The organism is Roseomonas sp. BN140053 (genome assembly GCF_047690175.1).
In the GTDB taxonomy this organism is placed as follows: Bacteria; Pseudomonadota; Alphaproteobacteria; order Acetobacterales; family Acetobacteraceae; genus Roseomonas.
In genome coordinates this window covers 302,265-325,943 of record NZ_JBLLEB010000001.1, presented here as the reverse complement: position 1 = coordinate 325,943, position 23,679 = coordinate 302,265, and the positions used below count along the sequence as shown (strand labels likewise).

21 protein-coding genes and 1 tRNA gene are annotated in these 23,679 nt (G+C 71.7%); 13 read left to right on the top strand and 9 right to left on the bottom strand.

Annotation, left to right across the window (positions count from 1 at the left end):
• Window positions 1-35 precede the first annotated feature (35 nt).
• Window positions 36-1,103 carry a threonine aldolase family protein gene (locus ACLIBK_RS01545; protein ID WP_415385437.1) on the top strand — a complete coding sequence of 356 codons (1,068 nt, stop codon included), beginning with the start codon at window positions 36-38 and terminating at the stop codon, window positions 1,101-1,103.
• Window positions 1,104-1,260: 157 nt separating this feature from the next.
• Here the strand turns inward: ACLIBK_RS01545 and ACLIBK_RS01540 are convergent, their stop codons facing one another.
• The 7 genes from ACLIBK_RS01540 to recG all read right to left on the bottom strand — a co-directional run bounded on the left by ACLIBK_RS01540 (window position 1,261) and on the right by recG (window position 8,906).
• The gene (locus ACLIBK_RS01540; protein WP_415385436.1) at window positions 1,261-1,695 is read right to left on the bottom strand and encodes an NUDIX hydrolase; all 435 of its coding nucleotides are present in this window, start codon (window positions 1,693-1,695) and stop codon (window positions 1,261-1,263) included.
• Window positions 1,692-2,723, bottom strand: a complete 1,032-nt coding sequence (locus ACLIBK_RS01535; RefSeq protein WP_415385435.1) for a DUF4340 domain-containing protein — start codon at window positions 2,721-2,723, stop codon at window positions 1,692-1,694. Before ACLIBK_RS01535 ends, ACLIBK_RS01540 begins: the two co-directional genes overlap by 4 nt.
• A 13-nt stretch (window positions 2,724-2,736) precedes the next feature.
• A complete protein-coding gene (locus tag ACLIBK_RS01530) occupies window positions 2,737-4,716 on the bottom strand; it encodes a GldG family protein (RefSeq protein ID WP_415385434.1) in 1,980 nt (659 codons plus the stop codon).
• Window positions 4,717-4,719: 3 nt separating this feature from the next.
• Complete coding sequence (locus tag ACLIBK_RS01525; RefSeq protein WP_415385433.1) at window positions 4,720-5,451, bottom strand: ABC transporter permease subunit; 732 nt, start codon at window positions 5,449-5,451, stop codon at window positions 4,720-4,722.
• On the bottom strand, window positions 5,451-6,215 hold the full coding sequence (locus ACLIBK_RS01520; RefSeq protein WP_415385432.1) for an ABC transporter ATP-binding protein: 765 nt from the start codon (window positions 6,213-6,215) through the stop codon (window positions 5,451-5,453). Before ACLIBK_RS01520 ends, ACLIBK_RS01525 begins: the two co-directional genes overlap by 1 nt.
• Window positions 6,216-6,302: 87 nt before the next feature.
• Window positions 6,303-6,530 (bottom strand): hypothetical protein, encoded by a 228-nt coding sequence (locus tag ACLIBK_RS01515; protein ID WP_415385431.1) that lies wholly within the window; start codon window positions 6,528-6,530, stop codon window positions 6,303-6,305.
• A 309-nt stretch (window positions 6,531-6,839) separates the two neighbouring features.
• Window positions 6,840-8,906 carry an ATP-dependent DNA helicase RecG gene (gene recG, locus ACLIBK_RS01510; protein ID WP_415385430.1) on the bottom strand — a complete coding sequence of 689 codons (2,067 nt, stop codon included), beginning with the start codon at window positions 8,904-8,906 and terminating at the stop codon, window positions 6,840-6,842.
• Between the two features lie 69 nt (window positions 8,907-8,975).
• On the opposite strand from recG, the gene ACLIBK_RS01505 reads away from it, so the two are divergent.
• Together ACLIBK_RS01505 and mfd are read left to right on the top strand one after the other, a co-directional pair.
• Entirely contained in the window at window positions 8,976-9,281 is a 306-nt protein-coding gene (locus ACLIBK_RS01505; RefSeq protein WP_415385429.1) for a succinate dehydrogenase assembly factor 2, read from the top strand.
• Window positions 9,236-12,760: a transcription-repair coupling factor gene (gene mfd, locus ACLIBK_RS01500; RefSeq protein WP_415385428.1), complete on the top strand. Its 3,525-nt coding sequence runs from the start codon at window positions 9,236-9,238 to the stop codon at window positions 12,758-12,760. The genes ACLIBK_RS01505 and mfd overlap by 46 nt, the downstream gene beginning before the upstream one ends.
• Window positions 12,761-12,838: 78 nt before the next feature.
• Here mfd and ACLIBK_RS01495 read toward each other — a convergent pair whose 3' ends face one another.
• A complete protein-coding gene (locus ACLIBK_RS01495) occupies window positions 12,839-13,507 on the bottom strand; it encodes a DsbA family oxidoreductase (protein WP_415385427.1) in 669 nt (222 codons plus the stop codon).
• Between the two features lie 98 nt (window positions 13,508-13,605).
• Window positions 13,606-13,692 (bottom strand) — tRNA-Ser (locus ACLIBK_RS01490).
• A 47-nt stretch (window positions 13,693-13,739) separates the two neighbouring features.
• On the opposite strand from ACLIBK_RS01490, the gene ACLIBK_RS01485 reads away from it, so the two are divergent.
• The 10 genes from ACLIBK_RS01485 to mazG all read left to right on the top strand — a co-directional run bounded on the left by ACLIBK_RS01485 (window position 13,740) and on the right by mazG (window position 23,676).
• Window positions 13,740-14,750: a lipid A deacylase LpxR family protein gene (locus ACLIBK_RS01485; RefSeq protein WP_415385426.1), complete on the top strand. Its 1,011-nt coding sequence runs from the start codon at window positions 13,740-13,742 to the stop codon at window positions 14,748-14,750.
• 89 nt (window positions 14,751-14,839) lie between these two features.
• Window positions 14,840-15,808 carry a lytic murein transglycosylase gene (locus ACLIBK_RS01480; RefSeq protein WP_415385425.1) on the top strand — a complete coding sequence of 323 codons (969 nt, stop codon included), beginning with the start codon at window positions 14,840-14,842 and terminating at the stop codon, window positions 15,806-15,808.
• Window positions 15,805-16,710 (top strand): RlpA-like double-psi beta-barrel domain-containing protein, encoded by a 906-nt coding sequence (locus tag ACLIBK_RS01475; RefSeq protein ID WP_415385424.1) that lies wholly within the window; start codon window positions 15,805-15,807, stop codon window positions 16,708-16,710. Before ACLIBK_RS01480 ends, ACLIBK_RS01475 begins: the two co-directional genes overlap by 4 nt.
• 50 nt (window positions 16,711-16,760) lie before the next feature.
• Window positions 16,761-17,981 (top strand): D-alanyl-D-alanine carboxypeptidase family protein, encoded by a 1,221-nt coding sequence (locus tag ACLIBK_RS01470; protein WP_415385423.1) that lies wholly within the window; start codon window positions 16,761-16,763, stop codon window positions 17,979-17,981.
• Entirely contained in the window at window positions 17,963-18,622 is a 660-nt protein-coding gene (gene tmk / locus ACLIBK_RS01465; RefSeq protein WP_415385564.1) for a dTMP kinase, read from the top strand. Before ACLIBK_RS01470 ends, tmk begins: the two co-directional genes overlap by 19 nt.
• On the top strand, window positions 18,619-19,629 hold the full coding sequence (locus tag ACLIBK_RS01460; protein WP_415385422.1) for a DNA polymerase III subunit delta': 1,011 nt from the start codon (window positions 18,619-18,621) through the stop codon (window positions 19,627-19,629). Before tmk ends, ACLIBK_RS01460 begins: the two co-directional genes overlap by 4 nt.
• A 71-nt stretch (window positions 19,630-19,700) precedes the next feature.
• A complete protein-coding gene (metG, locus tag ACLIBK_RS01455) occupies window positions 19,701-21,239 on the top strand; it encodes a methionine--tRNA ligase (RefSeq protein WP_415385421.1) in 1,539 nt (512 codons plus the stop codon).
• Between the two features lie 2 nt (window positions 21,240-21,241).
• Complete coding sequence (locus ACLIBK_RS01450; protein WP_415385420.1) at window positions 21,242-22,015, top strand: TatD family hydrolase; 774 nt, start codon at window positions 21,242-21,244, stop codon at window positions 22,013-22,015.
• Between the two features lie 13 nt (window positions 22,016-22,028).
• Window positions 22,029-22,820 (top strand): MBL fold metallo-hydrolase, encoded by a 792-nt coding sequence (locus ACLIBK_RS01445; protein WP_415385563.1) that lies wholly within the window; start codon window positions 22,029-22,031, stop codon window positions 22,818-22,820.
• A gap of 46 nt (window positions 22,821-22,866) precedes the next feature.
• Window positions 22,867-23,676: a nucleoside triphosphate pyrophosphohydrolase gene (mazG, locus tag ACLIBK_RS01440; RefSeq protein ID WP_415385419.1), complete on the top strand. Its 810-nt coding sequence runs from the start codon at window positions 22,867-22,869 to the stop codon at window positions 23,674-23,676.
• The last annotated feature ends 3 nt before the right edge of the window (window positions 23,677-23,679 follow it).

The window sequence follows — 23,679 nt, the reverse complement described above, 5'->3', positions numbered from 1 at the left end:
CATCAAGCGCCGCACTCACGCTGGAGACCGTACGCATGGTCCATGCCCCCGCCCGCCCGCCCGAGGGCGCGCGTCCCGTCCGCATCAACCTCTACTCCGACACCCAGACCCGCCCGACCCCCGGAATGCGCGAGGCCATGCTGCGGGCGGAGGTCGGCGACGACCAATCCGGCGACGATCCCAGCATCAACACGCTCTGCGACCGCATGGCGGCGCTGCTGGGCAAGCCAGCGGCGGTGTTCCTGCCCTCGGGCACCATGTGCAACGTCATCGCCACGCTGGTGCACACCCGCCCCGGCGACGAGATCCTGGCGCACGAGACGGCACACATCCTGACCAGCGAGGGCGGCGCCCACGGCGCGCTGGGCGGCGTGCAGATCCAGGGCCTGAAGGGCGAGGGCGGGCTGTTCGACGCCGACACGCTGCGCGCCGCCATCCGCCCGCGCAACCGCAACAGCCCGCCGCAGACCCTGCTGGAGGTGGAGCAGACCGCCAACATCGGCGGCGGCACGGTGTGGCCGCAGGCGCAGCTCGACGCCGTGGTGGCCGTGGCGCGCGAGCAGGGCTGGGCGACGCACATGGACGGCGCGCGGCTGATGAACGCCAGCGTGGCGGCGGGCCTCCCGGCGGCCGAGATCTGCGCCGGCTTCGACAGCGCCTGGCTGGACTTCACCAAGGGCATGGGCGCGCCGCTGGGTGCCGTGCTGGCCGGCTCGGCCGAGTTCATCGACACGGCCTGGCGTTGGAAGCAGCGTCTGGGCGGCGCGATGCGGCAGGCGGGCGTTTGCGCCGCGGCCTGCACCTACGCCCTGGACCACCACGTCGAGCGGCTGGCGGAGGACCACGCCAACGCCAAGGCCCTGGCGCGCGGCCTGCGGCAGATCCCGGGCGTGTCGGTCGGCGAGCCCGACACCAACCTCGTCTACTTCGACCCCTCGGGCGCCGGGATGGACGCGGCCGGGCTGGTGCAGGCGCTGCGCATGCAGGGCATCCTGGTGAGCATGCTGGGCGGCCGCATCCGCGCCTGCACGCATCTCGACGTCCAGGCCGGGATGATCGAGGAAACCCTGGCCGCCATCAGGGACGCCCTGGCGCGACGCTGAGCGCGGGAGGCAGGAAGGCCGGGGGAGTGAACTCCCCCAGTCCCCCTCCTTTTTTCAGGAGTTGAAGAGCGCCATCGGCCAGGGGCGCACCCAGACTCCCGAAAATAGAAGGGGGTTCGGGGGGATACTTCCCCCCGGCTTTTTCGCCCCGCCCCCGTCAGGGCCGCAGCTGCGCCCGCGCCGCCGCGATGGCCCGGCGCGTTTCGCCCCACAGCTCCAGCGCCTCGACCTCCGCCGGCGCGAAGAACCGCGCTTCCGCGGCGTCGTCCCCGGCGCGCGGCTCGCCCGAAACCCAGTCCGCGCAGAAGTCCAGGATCGTGTAGTGGAAGCGCACGCGGTCCTCCGCGTCGCGCTCGATCACGTCCACCGCGACCGCGTGCCGCAGCGGGCCGACCTCAACCGCGGCCTCCTCGCGCAGCTCGCGCCGTGCGGTGGCTTCGGCGGTTTCGCCCAGCGCCTGGGCACCGCCGGGGATCGACCATTGCCCGGCCAGGGGCGGACGGCCGCGGCGCACCAGCAGCACCTCCTCGCCCCGCAGCACCACGCAGCCGATGCCGACCCAGGGGCGGTCCGGGTACTCGCGGCCGCTCAAGGCGCGGCCGGCGCGGCGCCGGGGTCCCGCGGTTCCTGGCGGCGCAGGTCCTCCAGCCGCGGCGCGAAGGCCTTCTCCTTCCAGGCCCCCACCTGGTAGGCCCAGCCGCGCCAGCGGGCATTGAGCCGGGCGGCCTCGTCGTCGCCCGCCGCCGCCAGCCGCAGCCAGATGGCCTCGTTGTCCCGCGTCACCCGCGCCGTGACCGACAGGTTGTCGGTCAGGGTGAAGCGCGACTCCCCCACCGCCTCGCCGCCCAGATCCGCCTCGCGCCGCACATCCGTGAAGGTCAGGACTTCCAGGGCGCGGCCGATCTCGTCCAGGGCCACGTCGTCGGTGGGCGGCGCATCGGCCGGGGTCACCAGCCGCAGCGGCGCGTCGGCGTCGCCGGCGCGGGCCAGCGCCAGCGTGGCACCGTCGCGCGACACCTCGACCCGCTGCACGCGGTCGCGCGGCAGGTTGGCGACGTCGCGGTCGATCCAGAGCTGCGGGTCGGCGTCGATGTTCAGCCGCCCCTCCGCCAGCCAGGCCTGACTCTCCGCCGGGCGGCGCACGTAGATGCTTTCCGGCAGGTTGCCCTGGGTGCGGACGCGGCGGCGGCCGGTCACCAGCTCCAGGATCGGCGCGCCGCCGGAGTCCAGCACGCGCAGCAGGGCGGAGGTCGCGCCCGGCTGGGCCGGGTCCTCCAGCCCCAGGCGCTGCAGCAGCTCCGGGTTGGCGGTGCGCGGCTCGGTCAGCCGCAGCTCGGTCAGCCCGACCAGCAGCTCGCGGACGCGTTCGCCGCGCGCCGGGTAGTTCGCCTTGTCCGGCAGGGTCCAGACATCGCCGGACTGCCGCACCAGGGCGAGGGTGGCGTCGGCGCGCCGCACCTCGACCCGGGCGGCACTGCCCAGGCGCTGCGCCAGCCCCGGAAAGGCCAGCTGCGCGGCGGAGGGCAGGGGCGTCGCGGCCTCGCGCGGCGTCAGCAGCACGGCCGCCCCCACGGCCGCCACGGCCGCGCCGCCCAGGCCGACCAGGGTGCGTCGGTTCACCACCTGCTCCCTCTCAGGCCCGCGCCGCGGCGCGGCGGCGCGAGCGCAGCACGGCCAGGGCGATCGCCAGGATCGTCACCAGCACGGGCACCGCCACGATGTTGAGGATGCGCAGCCAGCGCTCCAGCCCCTCGATGTCGCGGCGCAGCTCCAGCTGCACGGCGCGCAGCTGGCGGCGCGTGTTGACGATCTCCGTGCGGGCGCGGTCGATCTCGGCGCGCTGCTCGGGGGTGATCACCGTGGCGGCGTTGCGCTCGGGGGCGCCGGGGGTGGCGGCGCCGCCCTGGCGCAGCTCGCGCAGCCGGCGCTCCGTGGCCTCCAGCCGCTGCGTCAGCTCCCGCTCGCGCTGCCGGTACTGCGTTTCGGCATTGGCGCGCATGTCCTCCACCAGGTTGAAGGGCCGCAGCGACTCGCCGCGCGACCGCAGCGAGATCAGCGCATCGCCGCCGGCCAGCGTGTCCGTCAGGTTGTTCAGCAGCGACCCGTTGTCGCTGAAGGGCGTGGCGACCTGCTGGCCGAAGAAGTCCTGCACCTGCACCCAGAAGCGGTCTTCCAGCAGGTCGGCGTCGCCCGACACCACCAGGTTGGCCGGGCCTTCCGTGCGGGCGCGGTGGGCGGGGAAGTCGGCGGGGCGCTCGGTGCCTTCCGCGACCGGCGGCGGTCCGTCGGGAAAGGCGCTGGCGAGCTCGCCGCGCACCCGCGCCATCAGAACGTGGCGCTGCCCGTCGGGGCGGAACTCGGCCAGCAGCCGCGCGGGGTCGGGGTTCTGCCGCACCCGCGCCACCTCCGCCAGCATGGAACGCTCGCTGCTGGTCAGGATCGGGGTGAACTCCACCGTGGCGCCCTCGCGCCGGCGCAGCTCGCCCGCGGAGGCCAGGGTCACCTGGTTCAGGTCGGCGCTGGCCACGTCGGAACGGTTCAGGCTGTCACCCTGCAGGTTGAACCACGCCGCGTAGTCCACCGCCTGCACCCGGTCGGTCGGGCTGGCCCGCACGCGCCAGGCGCCGCGCAGGTCCAGCACCACCTTGTCGGACGGCGCCTCGACCCCCCAGGCGTTCAGCAGCCGGTTCAGGCTGGACGCGGTGTCCTGCGGCGGCTGCCCGTTGGGCCCGGGCCGGCTGGCCTGACCCTCGCTGTGCGGGTCGGTCATCACGAACAGCTTGCCGCCGCGCATCACGAACTGGTCGATGGCGTAGAGCGCGTTGTCGTTCAGCCCCTGCGGGTGCACCACCAGCATCACCTGGATGGCGGGGTCCACCGCCTGCACGTCGGCCGGCACGTCGCGCACCGTGAAGAACTGCCGCAGCTGCGTCATCGCCGCGAAGGGCTGCCCGGCCCCGGGCACCCGCATCATCATGGCGCGCGGGTCGCCGTTCAGCGGCAGGGAGGACAGCACGCCCACCACCGGCCGCGTCGGGCTGGACAGGTCGTAGACCAGCCGGGTCAGGTCGTATTCCAGGAAGCGCTCGCGCTCCGGCTGGAAGAAGGCGACCGTGCGCTCGTCATCCAGCAGGTTCACGCCCGCGAGGCCGAAATACACCTGCTCGCCGGACTGATCCACGGGAACGCCCTGCAGCCCGTAGGCCAGCGCCCGGTCCTCGGTTTCCGAGAAGGGCTCGGGGTCCAGCACCTCCAGCCGCAGCTTGCCCCCCGAGAGCGCGACGTATTCCTGCAGCATCTCGCACACCCGGTCGGCATAGGCGCCGTAGACCGGCACGGTGGCGCCCAGGCGGCGGGAATAGAACAGCCGCAGCGTGATCGGGTCGGCCAGCCGCGACAGCACCTGCCGCGTGCCGTCGCTGAGGGTGAAGAGCCGCTGCTGCGTCAGGTCCAGCCGGGCCCGGGGCAGGGTGCGGTCCGCCACCAGGTTCAGCCCGATTGCCAGGGCGAGCGCCGCCACCAGGGCGCCGAAACTCAGCCAGAAGCGGCTCGGCGCCCGCTTGGGCGGCCGGCCGGAAGACGGGGCGGCGCTAGGCGCTGTGGTGTCGCTCAAGGGTCAGTCGGCCTTGCGGTTGTCCACGGCCACGGCATTCGCGAAGAGCCAGAAGCCGATAAAGGTCGCGAAGAAGACGAGGTCGCGGGCGGTCACCACCCCGCGCGAGAAGGCCGAGAGCCGGTCGGTGACCGACAGGCCGCGGGCGATCTCGCTCAGCGCCGGCAGGTTGCGGTCCAGGAACTCGCCCACGATGGGCGACCCGGCGGCGGCGAACAGGAAGCACACCGCCACCGCCAGCACGAAGGCGATCACCTGGTTCTTGGTCAGCGCCGACAGCGCCGCCCCCACCGCCAGGTAGGCCCCCGCCACCAGCAGGCAGCCCAGGTAGCCCGCCGCGATCACGCCGTTATCCGGGTCGCCCAGGATGTTGACGGTGATCACCAGCGGAAAGGTCAGCAGCAGCGCGATGGCGCAGAAGGCCCAGGCGGCCAGGAACTTGCCCAGCACGGCCTGCCACTGCGCGATCGGCAGGGTCAGCAGCAGCTCGATCGTCCCCTGGCGACGCTCCTCGGCCCAGAGCCGCATGGACAGCGCCGGCACCAGGAACAGGAACAGCCAGGGCACGAAGGAGAAGAAGGGCTGCAGGTCCGCCGTGCCGCGGGCGAAGAAGTTGCCCAGCGTGAAGGTCAGCGTGCCCGCCAGCACCAGGAAGATCACGATGAAGACGTAGGCGACGGGGGTGGCGAAGTAGCCCGCCAGTTCCCGCCGCGCCACCACCAGGGCGTTGCGCATCAGCCTTCCCCCGCCGCGGTTTCGGGGCCGAGCAGCGGAGTCAGCGTCAGGTCGCGGAACACGGCGTCCATGGTGGGGCCCCGCCGCGCCAGCGCCGCCGGCGTTTCGTCCGCCACCACGCGGCCGCGGGCGATCACCACCGCGCGGGTGCAGATGGCCGACACTTCTTCCAGCAGGTGGGTGGAGATCACGATGGCCTTGCTCGGCGCCATGCGCACCAGCAGGTCGCGCACCTCGCGCTTCTGGTTGGGGTCCAGCCCGTCCGTGGGCTCGTCCAGTACCAGCACCGGCGGGTCGTGCAGCAGCGCCTGCGCCAGCCCGACGCGGCGCTTGAAGCCCTTGCTCAGCGTCTCGATCGGCTGGAGGCGCACGCCTTCCAGCGTGGTCAGCTGCATCGCCTCCGCGACGCGCTCCCCGACCTGGCGGCCGGAAAAGCCGCGCACCCGGGCCACGAAGGCCAGAAAGGCGGACACCGTCATTTCCGGATAGGTCGGCGCGCCTTCGGGCAGGAAGCCCAGGTGGCGCCGGGCGGCCACGGCGCGGTCCACCACGTCCTCACCCAGGATGCGGGCGGTGCCGGCGGAAGGGGCCACGAAGCCGGCCAGCATCTTCATGGTGGTGGACTTGCCCGCGCCGTTGGGGCCCAGGAAGCCGACCACCTCGCCCTGGTTCACCGTGAAGGACACGTCCTGCACCGCGGTGAAGGCCCCGAAGAGCTTGGTGAGGCGCTCGATCTCGATCAATGCGCTGTTGTCGCCGAGCAACGATGTGGACCCCAGTTTCTGGCGGGCTGCGGGTTTACGCCTGCCCCGTCGCGGCGCAAGTCCCTGGCCGCAAAGGTTACCCGCTGTTCAGTTGGCGCCGCGGCGCAGCTCCGCCTGGATCTTGTCCACGTCGATCGGCACCACCAGGGCGTTGCGGATGCGCGCGGTGGGCTCGTTCTTGCGGATGTTCTGCACGGCGCGGGCCTCGGCCCGTTCCTGGTCCGTGTCCACCACCACCGACAGGGCGAAGCGCTGCGTCACCTCCATCCCTTGCGGGAGGTCGAACACTACCGTGACGGCAAAGGCCTGCTTCAAAACCCATCTCCCGACCGGACGTGTTCCGCCGATGCGGCGGGCCGGGCGCGGCGTCAACCCCGCGCGGGCCGGAGACTGCCCCAAACCAGCCACCGACCGGTGCGCGGCAAGGGCCAAATGTGGCAGGAAACGCCGGAAGTGGCAGAAATCGCCGAATCTGTCACAGACGCCGCCAGGCTTGACCGCCAGACCCTTGAAGTTGTAGGATTATCCTCTGAAAATGGGCCTGTCCGCGCGGCTTCCGGTAAGGAAGTAAGGACGTAAGGCGAAGCGCCGCTCCGGAGGCCCGGGCACGCTCCGCAACTGCCTCTAGCCGGCGCCCAGCGGACCCAGGGTCAGGTCATGGCCGAACAGCGGCAGGAGCTCCCGCGCCGCGCGACCACGGGCCGTGATGTCCAGTTGCGGGTCCTTTTCCAGCAGCAGGGTGGCGTCCTGATGCGCCATGCGCACCAGCCCCCCGTGCCGCTGCGGGTCCACAAACCTCCGGCCGATCTGCCCGGCCTGCCGAGTCCCCAGCGCGTCGCCGCCGCCGCGGAACTCCAGGTCGGCATCGGCGATCAGGAAGCCGTCCTCCGTGTCGCGCAGCACGGAAAGGCGCTTCTTCTCGGTTTCCGTCAGCTCGCCGGAGGGGAGAAGGAGGCAGAAGGACTGCGCCTCGCCGCGGCCGACACGCCCACGCAGCTGGTGCAGGGCGGCGAGGCCAAAGCGCTCGGCCTGCTCGATGATCATGATGGTGGCCTCGGGCACGTCCACGCCCACCTCGACCACCGTGGTGGCCACCAGCAGCTTGGCCCGACCGGCGGCGAAGTCGCCCAGCGACGCTTCGCGCTCGTCCAGCGCCTGGGCGCCGTGGGCCAGGCGCACTGTGTCGCCGAAAACCTCGCGCAGGTCGGCGAAGGTGGTCTCGGCGGCGGCATTGTCGTGGAACTCGCCTTCCTCCACCGCGCGCACCACCCAGTAGGCGCGGTCGCCGCGGTCAAAGGCGCGGCGCAGCGCGGCCAGCACCTCCTCGCGCCGTTCGCGCGACACGATGCGGGTGACGATGGGCTTCCGCCCGGCGGGCCGTTCCGCGAGCCGGGACACCGCCATTTCGCCCCACTGGGTCAGCAGCAGGGTGCGGGGGATCGGGGTGGCGGTCATCACCAGCATGTCCGCCTCGCCCTTGCCCGCCAGGGCGAGCCGCTGCGACACGCCGAAGCGGTGCTGTTCGTCCACCACCACCAGGGCGAGGTCGCGGAAGGCCACCTTTTCCTGGAACAGCGCGTGGGTGCCCACGGCCAGCGGGATGGAACCGCTGGCGAGGCCCAGCAGCACGCGGGAACGCTGCTTGCCCTTCACGCTGCCCGCCAGCAGCTCGACCTGCGCACCCGCCGCGCCGGCGAGTCGCTGAAAGGTCCGCAGGTGCTGCCGGGCCAGCAGCTCCGTGGGCGCCATGATGGCGGCCTGGGCGCCGGCTTCCACCGCCCGCAGCATGGCCAGCAGCGCCACCAGCGTCTTGCCGGAACCGACATCCCCCTGCAGCAGCCGCAGCATGCGGTGCGGGGCGGCGAGGTCGGCGTCGATCTCGGCCAGGGCGCGGGCCTGTCCGGCGGTGGGGGCGAAGCCGAAGGCGGCCAGCGCCTTTTCCCGCAGGGAGCCGTCGCCGCACAGGGCGCGCCCCGGCCGTTCCTGCACCGCCCGGCGCACCAGCCCGATGGCGAGCTGCCCGGCCAGCAGCTCGTCATAGGCCAGGCGGTCGCTGGCCTCCGGGCCGGGCAGGGCCTCGGGCGCCTGCAGCTGCCGCAGCGCTTCCGCGAAGCCGGGCCACCGGCGGCGGCGCAGCAGGGCAGGGTCCTGCCATTCCGCGATGACCTCCAGACCAGCGAGCGCGGTCTCCACCGCTTTCGCCACGTCCTTGCCGGTGATGCCCTTCACCAGCGGCCAGACCGGCTGCAGCGCCGGGATCTCGTCCGGCGGGCTGATGAAGTCGGGCGCGTCCATCTGCCAGCGGCCGCCGAAGCGGCGCAGCCGGCCGGATACGGTGCGGGCCGCGCCTTCGGGGAAGGAGCGGGCCAGCCAAGGGCCGACCCAGCGGGCGCGCAGGAAGTACGCGATCTCCAGCGACTCGCCCTCGCACAGGCAGCGCACCACCCAGGGACGCGACACGTTGCCCGGGGCCGACACGCCGGTGACCAGGACGGGCAGGGTGGCGATGTCGCCGTCCACGGCATGGGCGAGCGTGGTCACCCGCCGCCGGTCCACGTAGCGCTCGGGCCGGTGGAACAGCACGTCGATCAGGCGATCGCCGCCCACCGCCTCGGCCAGCTTGGCGGCCTTGGGCGCGAGGTCGGGGACGGAGGCGAACGGGGAAAGCAGGGTGTCCGGTCGGGCTGACATGGTGGGGAACGCCCCTTATATGGCAGCCCACGAACGAAGGGCGAACCCTCGCCCGCCCCGTGTGATGTGATGCCCACGAACGAACCCGACGAGCTTTCCCCGCGCCGCAAGCGCCTGCTGTTCCGCGCGTGGCACCGTGGCACCAAGGAAACCGACCTCCTGGTGGGGCACTTCGTCGCGCGCCACCTCGCGACCTTCACCGAGGCGGAGCTGGACGAGCTGGAAGCGGTGCTGGAACTGCCGGACGTGGACATGGCGGACTGGCTGTCGGGCCGGCGTCCCATCCCGCCCGAGCACGCCACGCCCATGCTGACGCGGATGGCCGGGGAATGCGCGGCCGCCGGCGCTGGGGTTCCCGTGGAGGCGCGCCGTTGAGCGGCAACACCGCCGCGGTGGGAACCACCGTTTACGGCGCCCCCGAAGGCTTCGACGCCCTGCTGCTGGCCCGGCGACGGGCGGAAAGCGGCAACCCCATCCTGCACGCCTGCCGCGACGACGCCCGCATGGCGCGGCTGGCGGAAGCCCTGGGCTTCTTCGCACCGGGCGTGGAGGTGCTGCGCTTCCCCGCCTGGGACTGCCTGCCCTTCGACCGCGTGTCCCCGAACCCGGAGATCGTGGCGGAGCGCGTGGCGACGCTGGCCCGCCTGCTGGACCCTGCCACCGCGCCGCGCATCGTGCTGACCACGGTGAACGCGCTGGTGCAGAAGGTGCCGCCGCGGGCCATGTTCGCCGGCGCCACGCTGCACCTGAAGCGCGGCGGGCGGGTCAAGCCGGAGCGGCTGACCGGCTTCCTGGAGTCCAACGGCTACGGCCGCACCGGCACGGTGATGGAGCCGGGCGAATACGCCGTGCGCGGCGGCATCGTGGACCTCTATCCCTCCGGCGAGCCCGGCCCGGTGCGGCTGGACCTGTTCGGCGACGAGATCGAAGGGCTGCGCCGCTTCGACCCTTCCACCCAGCGCAGCGCCGAGGCGCTGACGGAGCTGTGGATCCGCCCAGTGGGCGAGGTGTTCCTGGACCCGGACTCGGTGGCGCGATTCCGCACCGCCTACGTGGACCTGTTCGGCGCCGCGGCGACGGAGGACCCGCTCTACGTCAGCATCTCCGCCGGACGGCGGCACCCAGGCATGGAGCACTGGGCGGGGCTGTTCCACGAGGAGATGGAGACGCTGCTGGACTACCTCGGCGCCGGCGCGCCCGAGGTCAGCCTGGACAACCAGGCGGAGGAGGTCCTCGCCGCCCGGCTGGAGATGATCGCCGACCACTACGAGGCCCGGCGCCTGCCGCCGCGCGACGGCGAGATGCCGTACCGTCCGGCGCCGCCGCGTTCGCTCTACCTCGACCGCGCCGGGTGGGACCGCGTCCTCTCGGCCGGAACCCTGGCACGCTTCTCCCCCTTCGCGGGGGAGGACGGCCCCGATGCCGGCGGGCGGCCGGGCCGCCTGTTCAGCGAGGTCCGCACCTCCGGCGGCAACGTCTTCGCCGCCTACGGCGAGCACGCCCAGGCGCTGGCGGCGCAGGGGCGCCGCCCGGTGCTGGCCGCCTGGACTCGCGGATCCCGCGAAAGGCTGGGCAACCTCCTGCGGGAAAATCGCATCTCCGCCGAGCCGGTGGAGAACTGGGCGGACGCCCGGAAGCTGGCGCCGGGCGCGGTGGCGCTGGCCGTGCTGGGGGTGGAGCGCGGCTTCGTGGCGCCCGCCGCCGGCGGCCCCGTCACCGACGGCATCGTGCTGACCGGCGAGCAGGACCTGCTGGGCGAGCGCATCGCCCGCCCGCCCCGCCGGCGCAAGCGGGCCGACCAGTTCATCGCCGACGCCACGGAGATCGCCGAAGGTGACCTCGTGGTGCACGCCGACCACGGCATCGGTCGCTACGACGGGCTGGTGACCATCGAGGTCAACGGCGCGCCGCACGACTGCCTGCGGCTGATCTACGACGGCAACGACCGCCTGTTCCTGCCGGTCGAGAACATCGAGGTGTTGACGCGCTTCGGCTCCGAGTCCGCGGGCGTGTCGCTGGACAAGCTGGGCGGCGCTTCCTGGCAGAACCGCAAGGCCAAGGCCAAGGAACGCATCCGCGACATGGCGGCGCAGCTGATCCGCACCGCCGCGGAGCGCCGGGTGCACGAGGGCCGCGCCGCCATGCCGCCCGAGGGCGCCTGGGACGAGTTCTGCGCCCGCTTCCCCTTCGCCGAGACGGAGGACCAGCAGCGCGCCATCGCCGAGGTGGTGGAGGACCTGTCCTCCGGCCGCCCGATGGACCGGCTGGTCTGCGGCGACGTAGGCTTCGGCAAGACCGAGGTGGCGCTGCGCGCTGCCTTCCTGGTGGCGATGACCGGCGCCCAGGTGGCGGTGGTGGTGCCCACCACGCTGCTGGCGCGGCAGCACTACCGCACCTTCTCCAAGCGGTTCGAGGGGCTGCCGGTGAAGGTGGCGCAGCTGTCGCGGCTGGCCACGCCCAAGGAGGCCACCCAGACGCGGGAGGGGCTGAAGGACGGCAGCGTCAACATCGTGATCGGCACCCACGCGCTGCTGGCCAAGAGCGTGGAGTTCGCCGACCTCGGCCTGGTGATCGTGGACGAGGAGCAGCACTTCGGCGTGTCCCACAAGGAACGGCTGAAGGCGCTGAAGACCGACGTGCACGTGCTGACGCTGACCGCCACCCCGATCCCGCGCACGCTGCAACTGGCGCTGTCGGGGGTGCGGGAGATGAGCGTGATCGCCACCCCGCCGGTGGACCGGCTGGCGGTGCGCACCTTCATCATGCCCTTCGACGGCGTGGTGGTGCGCGAGGCGATCCAGCGCGAGCGCTTCCGCGGCGGCCAGATCTTCTGCGTGGTCCCCCGTCTGGAGGACATGCCCAAGCTGAGCGAGCGGCTGCGCGAGATCGTGCCCGAGGCCCGGGTGATCGAGGCGCATGGGCGCCTCTCGGCCACCGAGCTGGAACGGGTGATGACCGAGTTCGGCGACGGCAAGTACGACATCCTGCTGGCCACCAACATCGTCGAATCCGGCCTGGACATGCCGGCGGTGAACACGCTGATCGTGCACCGGGCGGACATGTTCGGCTTGGCGCAGCTGTACCAGCTGCGCGGCCGGGTGGGCCGCGGCAAGCAGCGCGGCTACGCCTACCTGACCTGGCCGGCCGCGCACCGCCTGTCGGCGGCGTCGCAGAAGCGGCTGGAGGTGATGCAGACCCTGGACAACCTGGGCGCCGGCTTCACCCTGGCCAGCCACGACCTGGACATCCGGGGCGCCGGCAACCTGTTGGGCCAGGAACAGTCCGGCCAGATCCGCGAGGTCGGCATCGAGCTGTACCAGCAGATGCTGGAGGACGCCGTCCAGGAGGTCCGCAACCGCGCCAAGGGCCGTCGCCGGACGGAGGAGGACACGGACTGGACGCCGCAGATCAACCTCGGCCTGCCCGTGCTGATCCCCGACGCCTATGTCCGCGACCTGCCGGCGCGGCTGGGCCTTTACCGCCGCATCGGCAGCCTGGCTTCGGAGGCGGAGGTCGAGGCGATGGCGGCGGAACTGGTGGACCGTTTCGGCCCGCTGCCGGTGGAGGTGGAGAACCTGCTCCAGGTCGTCTCCATCAAGCGCCTGTGCCGCGAGGCGGGCGTGGAGAAGCTGGATGCCGGCCCCAAGGGCGTCGTGCTGGCCTTCCGCAAGAACCGCTTCGGCAACCCGGCCGGGCTGGTGAACTGGGTCACCACCCAGAAGGGGATGGTGCGGCTGCGGCCCGACCACAAGCTGGCACTGAGCCGGGAGATGGACCTGCCCTCCCGTGTCAGGGCGGCCAAGGACATCCTGCTGGCCCTGGTCGGCGTGGCGGCCCAGGCCAAGGCGGCCTGAGCAGGGACCTTCGGGGGCATCGGCGCTGCGGGAGGTTCGCCCACCGCGCCGCGCGAAGCGGCGACCGCCAGCCGGCCTTCAGGCCCCGGCGGCTTCCGTCATTGCCACGTCCAGCAGGCGCTCCAGCACCTCCGGCTCCTGGGCACCGGCGATGGCGTGGCGGCCGGACACCACGAAGCAGGGGACGCCGTTGATGCCGAGCCGGTGGGCGCGGAGGTTCTCGGCGTGCACGGCCTCGGCTTCCGACGTTCCCGCCAGGAAGCGGCGCAGCGTCAGCCGGTCCAGCCCGAGGGTGCCGCCGAGGGCCACCAGCGTGCCGTGGTCGCTGATATCGGCCCCGGTGGAGAAGTGCGCCGTGAACAGCGCTTCCACCGCCGCGTCGGCCACGCCGTAGCGGGCCGCGAAGCGCACCAGGCGGTGCGCGTCCAGCGAGATCGGCACGCGGCGCAGCAGGTCGAAGCGGAAGGGCACGCCCTCGGCCCGGCCCAGCTCGGTCAGGGTGGCGTGCAGGCGGCGGGTGCGTTCCTCGCCGCCGAACTTGCGCGACACGTAGTCATGCCGCGGCAGCCCGGCCGGCGTCGCGTCCGGGTTCAGCAGGAAAGGGCGCCACACCAGTTCGGCCGCCATGTCGGGGCGGGCCCGCAGCGCCCGGCGCAAGCGGCGGACGCCCAGGAAGCACCACGGGCATACGAGGTCGAAGACGACCTCCACGGTCAGGCGAGTACGAGGCGGGACCAGGACGTTCACCGTCCGAGTGTACCGCCGGATGGAGTCGGACGGAACGCTGCTTCCGCGGCGAAAACGGGGTTGTGCGGCGGCCGGAAGGCGCGGGACGCCGGGATCGGCGGATGGGGTGGGATTCGAACCCACGGTAGGCTCACACCTACGGCGGTTTTCAAGACCGCTGCCATAGACCGCTCGGCCACCCATCCGGCGCCAGCCTCCTTGCCTCGTGTGGCCGGCCACGGCAAGGAGCGCTATGCGCCGCACCCTTCTCGCCTCCGTCCTGCTGCCCTTCCTGCTTTCCCCGGCCGGGGCGGCCACGCCGCCGGACCGGGCCGCCGTGCCGCCGCCCGACCCGCAGGGCACGCTCAGCCTGACGGTGGAGAACGACTTCTTCGGCGGCGGCACGGACCGCTACTACAGCAACGGCCTGCTGCTGACCTGGCGTTCCCCGAGCGCCGAGCTGCCCGCGCCCTTCGCCTGGATGGACCGCAACCTCGACTGGCTGCTGGGACCGGGCGAGCTGCGCTGGGGCCTGTCGCTGGGCCACAACATCTACACGCCCGAGGACAAGCAGCGGCGCCCTTCCGACCCTAACGACCGGCCCTATGCCGGCCACCTCTACGGCGCCTTCACGCTGACCCGCGAAACGCTGGGCACGCAGACCCTATTCGAGCTGCAGGCGGGCATTGTCGGCCCGGGCGCCCTGGGCGAGCAGGTGCAGAACAACTACCACCACCTGATCGGGGTGCGTCCGGCGGCCGGCTGGGACTCCCAGCTCAAGGACGAGCCGGTGGTGGACCTGCTGGCCGAACGCCGCTGGCGCCTGCCGCTGGCCCAGGTCAACGCGATCTCGCTGGAAGCGATCCCCTCCGTGACGGGTTCCGTGGGCAATGGCGCCACCTATGCCGCGGCCGGCGGCATGCTGCGGATCGGCGACGGGCTGGACGCGGACTGGGGCCCGGTGCGCATCCGCCCGGCGCTCGCCGGGTCCGGCTTCCTGCGGCCGCGCAGCGACCTCGGCTGGTACCTCTTCGCCGGGGTGGAAGGGCGCGTGGTGGCGCGCGACATCTTCCTGGACGGTAACACCTTCCGGGACAGCCGCAGCGTGGACCGGCGCTGGGTCGTAGGGGACCTGCAGCTCGGGGCGGCGGTGCTGTGGCGGGGGGTGCGGCTGGCCTACACGCAGGTGCTGCGGACGGAGGAGTTCTACGGCCAGCGCGGGCGCCAGTCCTTCGGCTCCGTCAGCCTGTCCGCCCGATTCTGAGGGGGCTTTCCGGCCACCCCGCGCGGCAAAGCGTTTCCGCGCGGGATCATGCGTTGCCGAGTGCGGCGGCCCGTGCCACCTGTGCGCCCATGCTGGCCACCCGTCGCTTCGCCCTGTCCGCCCTCGCTGCCCTCGGCGCGGGACCTGCCCTCGCGCAGCCCGCGGGCAGCTTCGAGAGCTTCCTGGAAGGGCTGCGTGCCGAGGCGCGGCGCGGCGGCGTGTCCAACGCCATCCTGCAGAACGCCCTGGCCGGGCTGCGTCCCAACGACCGGGTCATGGAGCTGGACCGCCGCCAGGCCGAGTTCACCATGACCTGGGAACAGTATCGCGACGGCCGCCTGACGCCGCAGCGCATCGATCGCGGCCGGCAGATGGTGGCGGAGAACCGCGCCCTGCTGGAATCCATCGAGCAGCGCTTCCAGGTCAGCAGCCGGGTGGTGGTGGCGATCTGGGGGCTGGAAACCAACTACGGCAGCTTCACCGGCAATTTCAACGTCGTCGAGGCCTTGGCGACCCTGGCCTGGGAAGGGCGCCGCGCTTCTTTCTTCCGCAGCGAGCTGCTCGCCGCCCTGAAGATCCTGGATGCCGGGCATGTCAGCGTGGAGCGGATGCGCGGTTCCTATGCCGGAGCGATGGGGCAGCCGCAGTTCATGCCGACCAGCTTCAACCGGCTGGCCGTGGACTTCGACGGCGATGGCCGCAAGGACATCTGGGACAACAAGGCCGACGCCCTCGGCTCCATCGCCAACTACCTGTCCCGCAGCGGCTGGCAGGGCGGCGAGCGCTGGGGGCGGGAAGTGATCCTGCCGGCGGGGCTGGACGAGAGCAGCCTGGGCCGGGAGAACCGCCGGCCGCTCGGCGAATGGTCGCGGGCCGGCGTGCGGCAGGCGGATGGCTCGCCGCTGCCGATGTTCGATCAGCCCGCCGGCATCGTGGTGCCGCGCGGCGGCAGCGGGCAGGCCTTCGTGGTGTACCAGAACTTCAACGTTATCCGTCGCTACAACCCGTCCGACTTCTACGCGCTGGCGGTGGGGATGCTGGCGGACAGGGTGGCGTGAGGGGCACTGCCGCCCTCCTGCTGAGCTTGCTGCTCGGGTCCTGCCAGCGAGCGCCGGTGGCGCCACCGCCATCGCCGGCGCAGCAGGTGATCGGGAGCGGCTACAGCCTCCGCGGGCTCTGGTACTACCCGCGCGAAGACTACGGGCTGGCCGAAACCGGGCTGGGCGCCGTGATCGCGGACTCGTCCGCCGGCCGCCGCACGGCCAGTGGCGAAACCTATGACCCTGCGGCGCTGACGGCGGCGCATCGCACGCTGCAGCTTCCCGTGGTCCTGCGGGTGACCAACCTCGAGACCGGCCGCTCCCTGCTGGTGCGCGGCAATGACCGCGGGCCGGCCGATCCGGGCCGGGTGGTGGAGGTGTCGCGGCGTGCGGCGGAACTGCTCGGCATGGCTGCGGGCCGGCCGGCGCAGGTGTGGATCGAGGTGGAGGGCGAGTTGTCGCGGGCGTTGGCCGCCACCGTGCCGCGCGCACCGGGCGAGGCGCCGGCGCTGGCGATCACCACCGCCTCTGCCGGGACGGTGCAGCGCGAAGGCTTGGCGCCGCTGCCCGGGGCACGGCAGTCCGCGCAGCTGCGCGAAGGCCGCGGTCCGGCCGTCTCGGTGGCCGCCGATGTCGCCGCCAGCACAGCGGCCCCGCCACTGCGGCTGCCGGAACAGGTGTCCAGCGTTCCCGTGTCGCCCGGGCGCCTGCTGATCCAGCTCGGGACCTTTACCGGCAACCGGGAGGCCCAGCGTCAGGCGGCGGGCATCCCGGGCGCCCGGGTGGAGCCCTTCGGTCCGGGCGGCCGCCCGGAATGGCGGGTGCGCCTGGGCCCTTATCCCGACCCCGCCTCGGCCGACCGCGCCCTGGAACAGGTGCTGCGCCGGGGCGTGTCGGAAGCGCGAATTCTTGTAGACTGACGTTGAGCGACGATCCGGCCGGGGGGCCGGAAGGGAAGGGATTTTCAGCCATGCCGAACCGACGCGAACTGCTCGGCGCCGCCGCGTTGCTCGGCGCCGCCACCCAGGCCGGAACCGCCGACGCGCAGCGGCGCTCGACGCCGGCCCCGGCGCGTCGCACGCCCGCGCCGGCCGCCCCCACGGGATCGCCGGCCAGTACGCCGCTCGGCCCGGTGGACACCATCGCCCGGCAGGCCATCATCATCGATGCAGGCACCGGCGCCGTGTTGCTCGAGAAGAGCGCGGACGAGCGGATGACGCCGTCCTCCATGTCCAAGCTGATGACGATGTACATCGTCTTCGACATGCTGAAGCAGGGCCGCCTGCGCATGGACCAGCTGCTGCCGGTCAGCGAGCAGGCTTGGCGCATGGGTGGGTCCAAGATGTTCGTGGATCTCGGTTCCCAGGTGTCGGTGGAGAACCTGATCAAGGGCGTCATCATCCAGTCGGGCAACGATGCCTGCGTGGTGTTCGCCGAGGCCATCTCGGGCAGCGAGCAACAGTTCGCCGAGCTGGAAAACGAGTACGGGCGCAAGATGGGGCTGCGCAACAGCACCTTCCGCAACTCGACCGGCTGGCCCGACCCCGAGCACAAGATGACCGCGCGGGACCTGACGATCCTGGCGCAGCGGCTGATGACCGACTTCCCGGAAGAGGCCAAGTACTACAACGAGCGCTCCTTCCACTGGAACAACATCAACCAGGAGAACCGCAACCCGCTCCTGGCCCGGGTTGCCGGAGCGGACGGGCTCAAGACCGGCCACACGGAGGAAGCGGGCTACGGGCTGGTGGGCACCGCGAAGCGCGGCGAGCGCCGCATCGTGATGGTGATCAACGGCCTGCCCACCATGCGGGCGCGCGCCGAGGAAGGCGAGAAGCTGATGGAATGGGCCTTCCGCGAGTTCGACAACGTGGTGCTGTTCCGCGCCGCGGACACGGTGGAGGAGGTGCCGGTCTATCTCGGCGAACGTGCCACGGTGCCGCTGGTGGGCGGGCAGGACCTCGTGCTCACGCTGCCGCGGTCCTGGCGGCGGCAACTGGAAGTCAAGGTGCAGTACGAGTCCCCCCTGGCCGCGCCCATCGCCAAGGGGCAGGAGGTCGGCCGCATGCAGGTGGCGGGGCAGGGCGTGCCGCCGATGTCGCTGCCGCTGATCGCCGGCGCCGATGTGGGCCGCATGGGGCTGCTGCCGCGCATCCCGGCGGTGATCGGGCGCTGGGTGTCCGGCACCTGACGGCTGCGGACTCCTCCCGGGGGCGGCTGATCACGCTCGAAGGCGGGGAAGGGGCTGGCAAGACCACCCTGTCCCGCGGCCTGGCTGCGTTCCTGGCCGGGTGCGGCCTACCCGTGCTGCGCACCCGGGAGCCCGGCGGTTCGCCGGGCGCCGAGGCGGTGCGCCGGCTGGTGCTGGGGCGCGGCGGCTGGGACCCGCTGGCGGAGGCTTTGCTGATGTCGGCCGCGCGGCGCGAGCACATTGCCCGTACCGTGCTGCCGGCCATGGCGGCCGGCATCTGGGTGGTGTCCGATCGTTTCGCCGACAGCACCGCTGCCTACCAGGGAGCGGCGGAAGGCGTGTCGCCGGAACAATGCCGCAGCCTGGCGGAACTGGCCCTGGGGGATTTGCGGCCGAGCCTGACCCTGGTGCTGGACGTGCCGGCGGGCACGGGTACCCGGCGCGCCCTGGCCCGGGGCGACGCCAATCGCTTCGAAGGGGAGAGCGCCGCCTTCCACGCCCGGGTGCGGCAGGCCTTTCTCGACATCGCGGCCGCCGAGCCGGAGCGCTGCGTGGTGCTGGACGGCTCGGCGCCGGTGGCGGCCGTGCTGGAAGCCGCGCAACGGGCCGTCGGGCAGCGGCTGGGCCTTTCCGCTCCATGAGCCTGCCACCCGAGCCACGCGCCAACCCCGAGCTCGTCGGCCAGGACGGCGCGGCGCTGGTCTTGCAGGAGGCAGCGCTGGGCGGGCGGCCGCACCACGCGTGGCTGCTCGCCGGGCCCGAGGGCGTCGGCAAGGCGACGCTCGCTTTCCGCTACGCGCGCTGGCTGCTGGCCGGTCGTCCGGCGGCGGATGGCGCGCCCTTGTACCTCGCGCCGGACAGCGCCGTGTTCTCGCGCGTGGCCAACGGTGCCCATGCGGACCTTCGGGTGCTGGCGCCCGAGGTGGCGGAGGGCAAGGTGAAGCGGCAGATCGCGGTGGAGGATGCCCGGGCCGTGCCGCGCTTCCTGTCCATGACTCCCGCCGAGGGTGGCTGGCGCACGGTGATCGTGGACGAGGCGCAGGCGCTGAACGCCGAGGCGCAGAATGCCCTGCTCAAGACCCTGGAGGAGCCACCGAGCCGGGCGGTGCTGCTGCTGGTGACGGAAGCGCCGGACCGGCTTCTGCCGACGATCCGCAGCCGGTGCCGCCGGCTGGACCTGCCGCCGCTGGAAGCGCCCGTGCTCGGCGCGCTGCTGGCGCGCTGGCTGCCCGAGATGCAGGGGCAGGAGCGTGAAACCCTGTCCGCCCTGGCCGGAGGCTCGCCGGGACGCGCGCTGCGGCTGGCGGAGGGTGAGGCGCTGGCACTGCACGGAGAAGTGCAAGCTTTCCTGAACAGCCTGCCCCGCCCGGAGCCGCGCGCCATGCACGCCCTGGCCGACAAGCTGGCGGCCAAGCGCGACGGCACGGCCCTGGTCACCTTCATGGCGCTGCTGCGGGCGGCCATCGCCGCGGCGGTGCGCAAGGCCGGGCGAGGGGAAGCGGCGCCGGCCTGGATCGGGACCCGGCCGCTTGCGGACTGGGCGGTGCTGTGGGACACCCTCGGCCGCCTGGTGGACGAGACGGAGACGCTGTACCTGGATCGCAAACAGGCGGTGCTGGTCGGGCTCGGGGCGCTCGTCGGGCCTTAGCGCGGCGTTTCGTCCTCGGCGTTCATTCCCAGGGCGTTCCGGCCGCGGCACGAGTTTTCGGGAACGCGACGATGAGCGGCCAGCCCCTGACCTACCTGACCACGCCGATCTATTACCTGAACGGCAATCCCCATATCGGCCACGCCTATACCTCCATCGCGGCCGACGTGCTGGCGCGCTGGAAGCGTGTGTCCGGCGCCGAGGTCTTCTTCCTGACCGGCACGGATGAGCACGGCCAGAAGGTCGAGCGCGCGGCCAGCGAGGCCGGCATGGCGCCGGAAGCCTTCACCGACGCGCTGGCCGGCGAGTTCAAGGCGATGGCCGCCGATCTCGGCATCTCCAACGACGATTTCATGCGCACCACGGAGGAGCGGCACAAGCGGGCCTGCGCCGCGCTGTGGACGCGCCTCGCCGAGGGCGGGCACATCTATCTCGGGCATTACGAGGGCTGGTACGCGATCCGGGACGAGGCTTTCTACGGCCCCGACGAGATCGAGGAGCGCAACGGCCAGCGGGTGGCCATTGCCTCCGGCGCGCCGGTGGAGTGGACGCGGGAGCCGTCCTACTTCTTCCGCCTTTCGGCCTGGACCGACCGGCTACTGGCTTTCTACGAGAGCACCCCCGACTTCATCGCGCCCTCCAGCAGCCGCAGCGAGGTGCTGTCCTTCGTGCGGGCCGGCCTGAAGGACCTGTCGATCTCGCGGACCTCCTTCCGCTGGGGCGTGCCGGTACCGGGCGACGCCGACCATGTGATGTATGTCTGGCTCGACGCCCTGACGAACTACATCACGGCCCTCGGTTATCCCGACCTCGACGCGCCGCGCTGGAAGTTCTGGCCGGCCGACGTGCACTTCGTCGGCAAGGAGATCACGCGCTTCCATTGTGTGTACTGGCCGGCCTTCCTGATGGCCGCCGACCTGCCGCCGCCCCGCCGGGTCTTCGCCAATGGCTGGCTGACCATCGAAGGCGAGAAGATGTCCAAGTCCCTCGGGAACGGCATCGACCCGCGGGTGCTGATCGCCGAGTTCGGGCTGGACGCGCTGCGCTACTACCTGCTGCGCGAGGTGCCGTTCGGCAATGACGGCGACTTCAGCCGCAGGGCGCTGATCTCGCGGCTGAACAGCGAGTTGGCCAATGATCTCGGCAATCTGGCGCAGCGCAGCCTGTCGCTGATCCAGCGCAATTGCGACGGCCGGCTGCCCGACCTGACTCCGCCCACGGACGCGGATCGCGAGCTGCTGTCCGCCGTCGAGGGCTTGCCCTCCGGCGTGGGTGATGCGCTGGACCGGCAGGCCTTCGGGGAAGCACTGGAGCGGATCTGGGTGGTGGTGCGCCTGGGCAATGCCTGGATCGATGCGCAAAAGCCCTGGTCGCTGAAGAAGACCGACCCTGAGCGGATGAGTGCGGTGCTGCGCAGCCTGCATACCGCCCTGCGCGGCCTCGCCACCGTGCTGCAGCCCTTCATGCCCGACACCATGGCGGCGATGCTGGACCAACTGGGGGTAGGGCAGGGGGATCGCTCCCTCGCCAGCCTGGCGACGCCCGTTCCGGACGGAACCGTGCTGCCCGCGCCGACTCCGCTGTTCCGCAAGGTGGAGGTTGCTGCCTGAGCATGCTGGCCGATAGTCACTGCCACCTCGACTATTTCGAGGGTGAGGAGTTGGAGGCCGTGGTGTCGCGCGCCCGGGATGCCGGGATCGGCCGCATGATCACCATCGGCACGCGCGTGGGGCAGGCGGCGCAGGTGAAGGCCTTGGCCGAGCGCTTCCCGGAGGTCTGGGGAACGGTGGGTGTTCACCCGCATAACGCGGGTGAGTCACCGATGCCCGATGTGACCGAGCTGGTTGCCCTGGCGGATCACCCCCGGATCGTCGGAATCGGCGAAACGGGGCTGGACTACTTCTACGATTCCGCGCCGCGCGAGGCCCAGGCGGAGAGCTTCCGGCGGCACATCCGCGCAGCCCGGGAGGCGGGCCTGCCGGTCGCCATCCACACGCGGCAGGCTGACGAAGACACCGCGCGTATCCTGCGTGAGGAGCGCGAGTCAGGCGGCGAGTTCAGCGCCTTGCTGCACTGTTTTTCCAGCGGCCGCGCCTTGGCGGAGGAGGTCGTCGCGTCCGGCGGCTACGTGTCTTTCTCCGGCATCCTGACCTTCCCCAAGAGTGATGAGCTGCGCGCCATTGCCGCCGACCTGCCGGAGGATCGGCTGCTGGTGGAGACCGACTCACCCTACCTCGCGCCGGTTCCGTTCCGCGGCAAACGCTGCGAGCCCGCCTACGTCCGAAGCACTGCCGAGGTCCTGGCGCGGGTCCGGGGAGTCAGCCTGGAGAGCATCACGGAACTGACCACCCGTAACCTGCTTCGTTTGTTCAAGAAATTGAACTAGACGGTTGATCTTGCTGGAAATCACGATTCTCGGCTGCGGCAGTTCCAGTGGAGTTCCGCTGATCGGTGGTACCGATGGCCATGGTGATTGGGGTGTTTGCGACCCGCACGAGCCGCGTAACCGGAGAACCCGGGCGAGCATCGCACTGCAAGTTGCTGGGGGCGAAACACTCCTCGTGGATGCGGGGCCTGATCTGCGGGCCCAGTTGCTGCGGGTAGGCCTGAAGCAGGTGGATGCGTTGCTGCTAACCCACTCGCATGCGGACCACATCATGGGTCTGGACGAGATGCGGACGTTGAACCGGCTCATGCAGAAGGCCGTCCCAACCTTCGGGACGGCCTTAACGCTGGCGGATGCCGCGCGGCGGTTCGACTATGCGTTCCGAGAACCCACGCCCGGCTTCTTTCGTCCCGCGCTGACCGCCATTGAGGTTCAGCTGGGTCAGAGGCTGCGGATTGCCGGGCTGGAGCTGCAACTGTTCCGCCAGGACCACAAGGTGATGGACACACTGGGCTTCCGGGCCGGCAGCTTCGGGTACTCGACCGACGTGGTCAGCCTGCCCGAGGAGAGCCTGTCGGTTCTGCAAGGCGTCGACACCTGGGTCGTCGGATGCTTCGGACGCAAGCCGCATCCTGTCCACGCGCATGTGGAGCGGGTCGCGGAGTGGGTCGCACGGCTCAAGCCACGGCGCACCATCCTGACTCATATGGGCTCCGACCTCGATTGGGCCTGGATGCAGGCGAACTTGCCGGCAGGCATCGAGCCAGCCTTCGACGGCATGCGGATCACCGTCGCGGAGCCATGATCCATATTTTACATAATATACATTATCGCTTTTAAGGAGATTGGCCATGGCAGGCTCGCAGCTGTCTTCTGAAGCCGGGCTTTCCCGTCTCCTCCGCATCATGGAGCGCCTCCGCGCGCCGGACGGTTGTCCCTGGGACCGCGTCCAGGACTTCAACAGCATTGCCCCCTACACCATCGAGGAAGCCTTCGAGGTTGCGGACGCCATCCAGCGCCAGAACTGGCCGTCGCTGCGGGACGAGTTGGGCGATCTGCTGTTCCAGGTCGTCTACCACGCCCAGATGGCGTCCGAGGCGGGCCGCTTCGACTTCGCTTCGGTGGTGGAGGCCATCTCCGACAAGATGCTGGCCCGCCACCCCCACGTTTTCGGAGCGGCCGAGATCGGCAGCGCCGCGGCCCAGACGGAAGCCTGGGAAACCCGTAAGGCAGAGGAGCGAGCGGCTCGGGGTGAAGCCGGAACGCTCGCGGGCGTACCCGAGTCCCTGCCGGCGCTGACTCGGGCCGCCAAGCTGACCCGCCGTGCCGGCCGCGTGGGCTTCGACTGGCCCGATGCGGAGGCGGTGCTCGCGAAGCTCGACGAGGAAGTGACGGAGCTGCGCGCCGAACTGCCGGGCCAGGACCGGGAGCGGCTGGCGGACGAGATGGGCGACCTGCTCTTCGTCATGGCCAATCTGGCCCGCAAGCTCGATCTCGACCCGGAAGCCTGCCTCCGCGGAGCCAATCGCAAGTTCGAGCGACGCTTCGGCACCGTGGAAGCTGCCCTGGCGTCCCAGGGCCGGGCGCCGTCCGATGCCACGCTGGACGAGATGGAAGCCTTGTGGCAGGCGGCGAAGGATGCGGAACGCCGCGGTACCTGACCC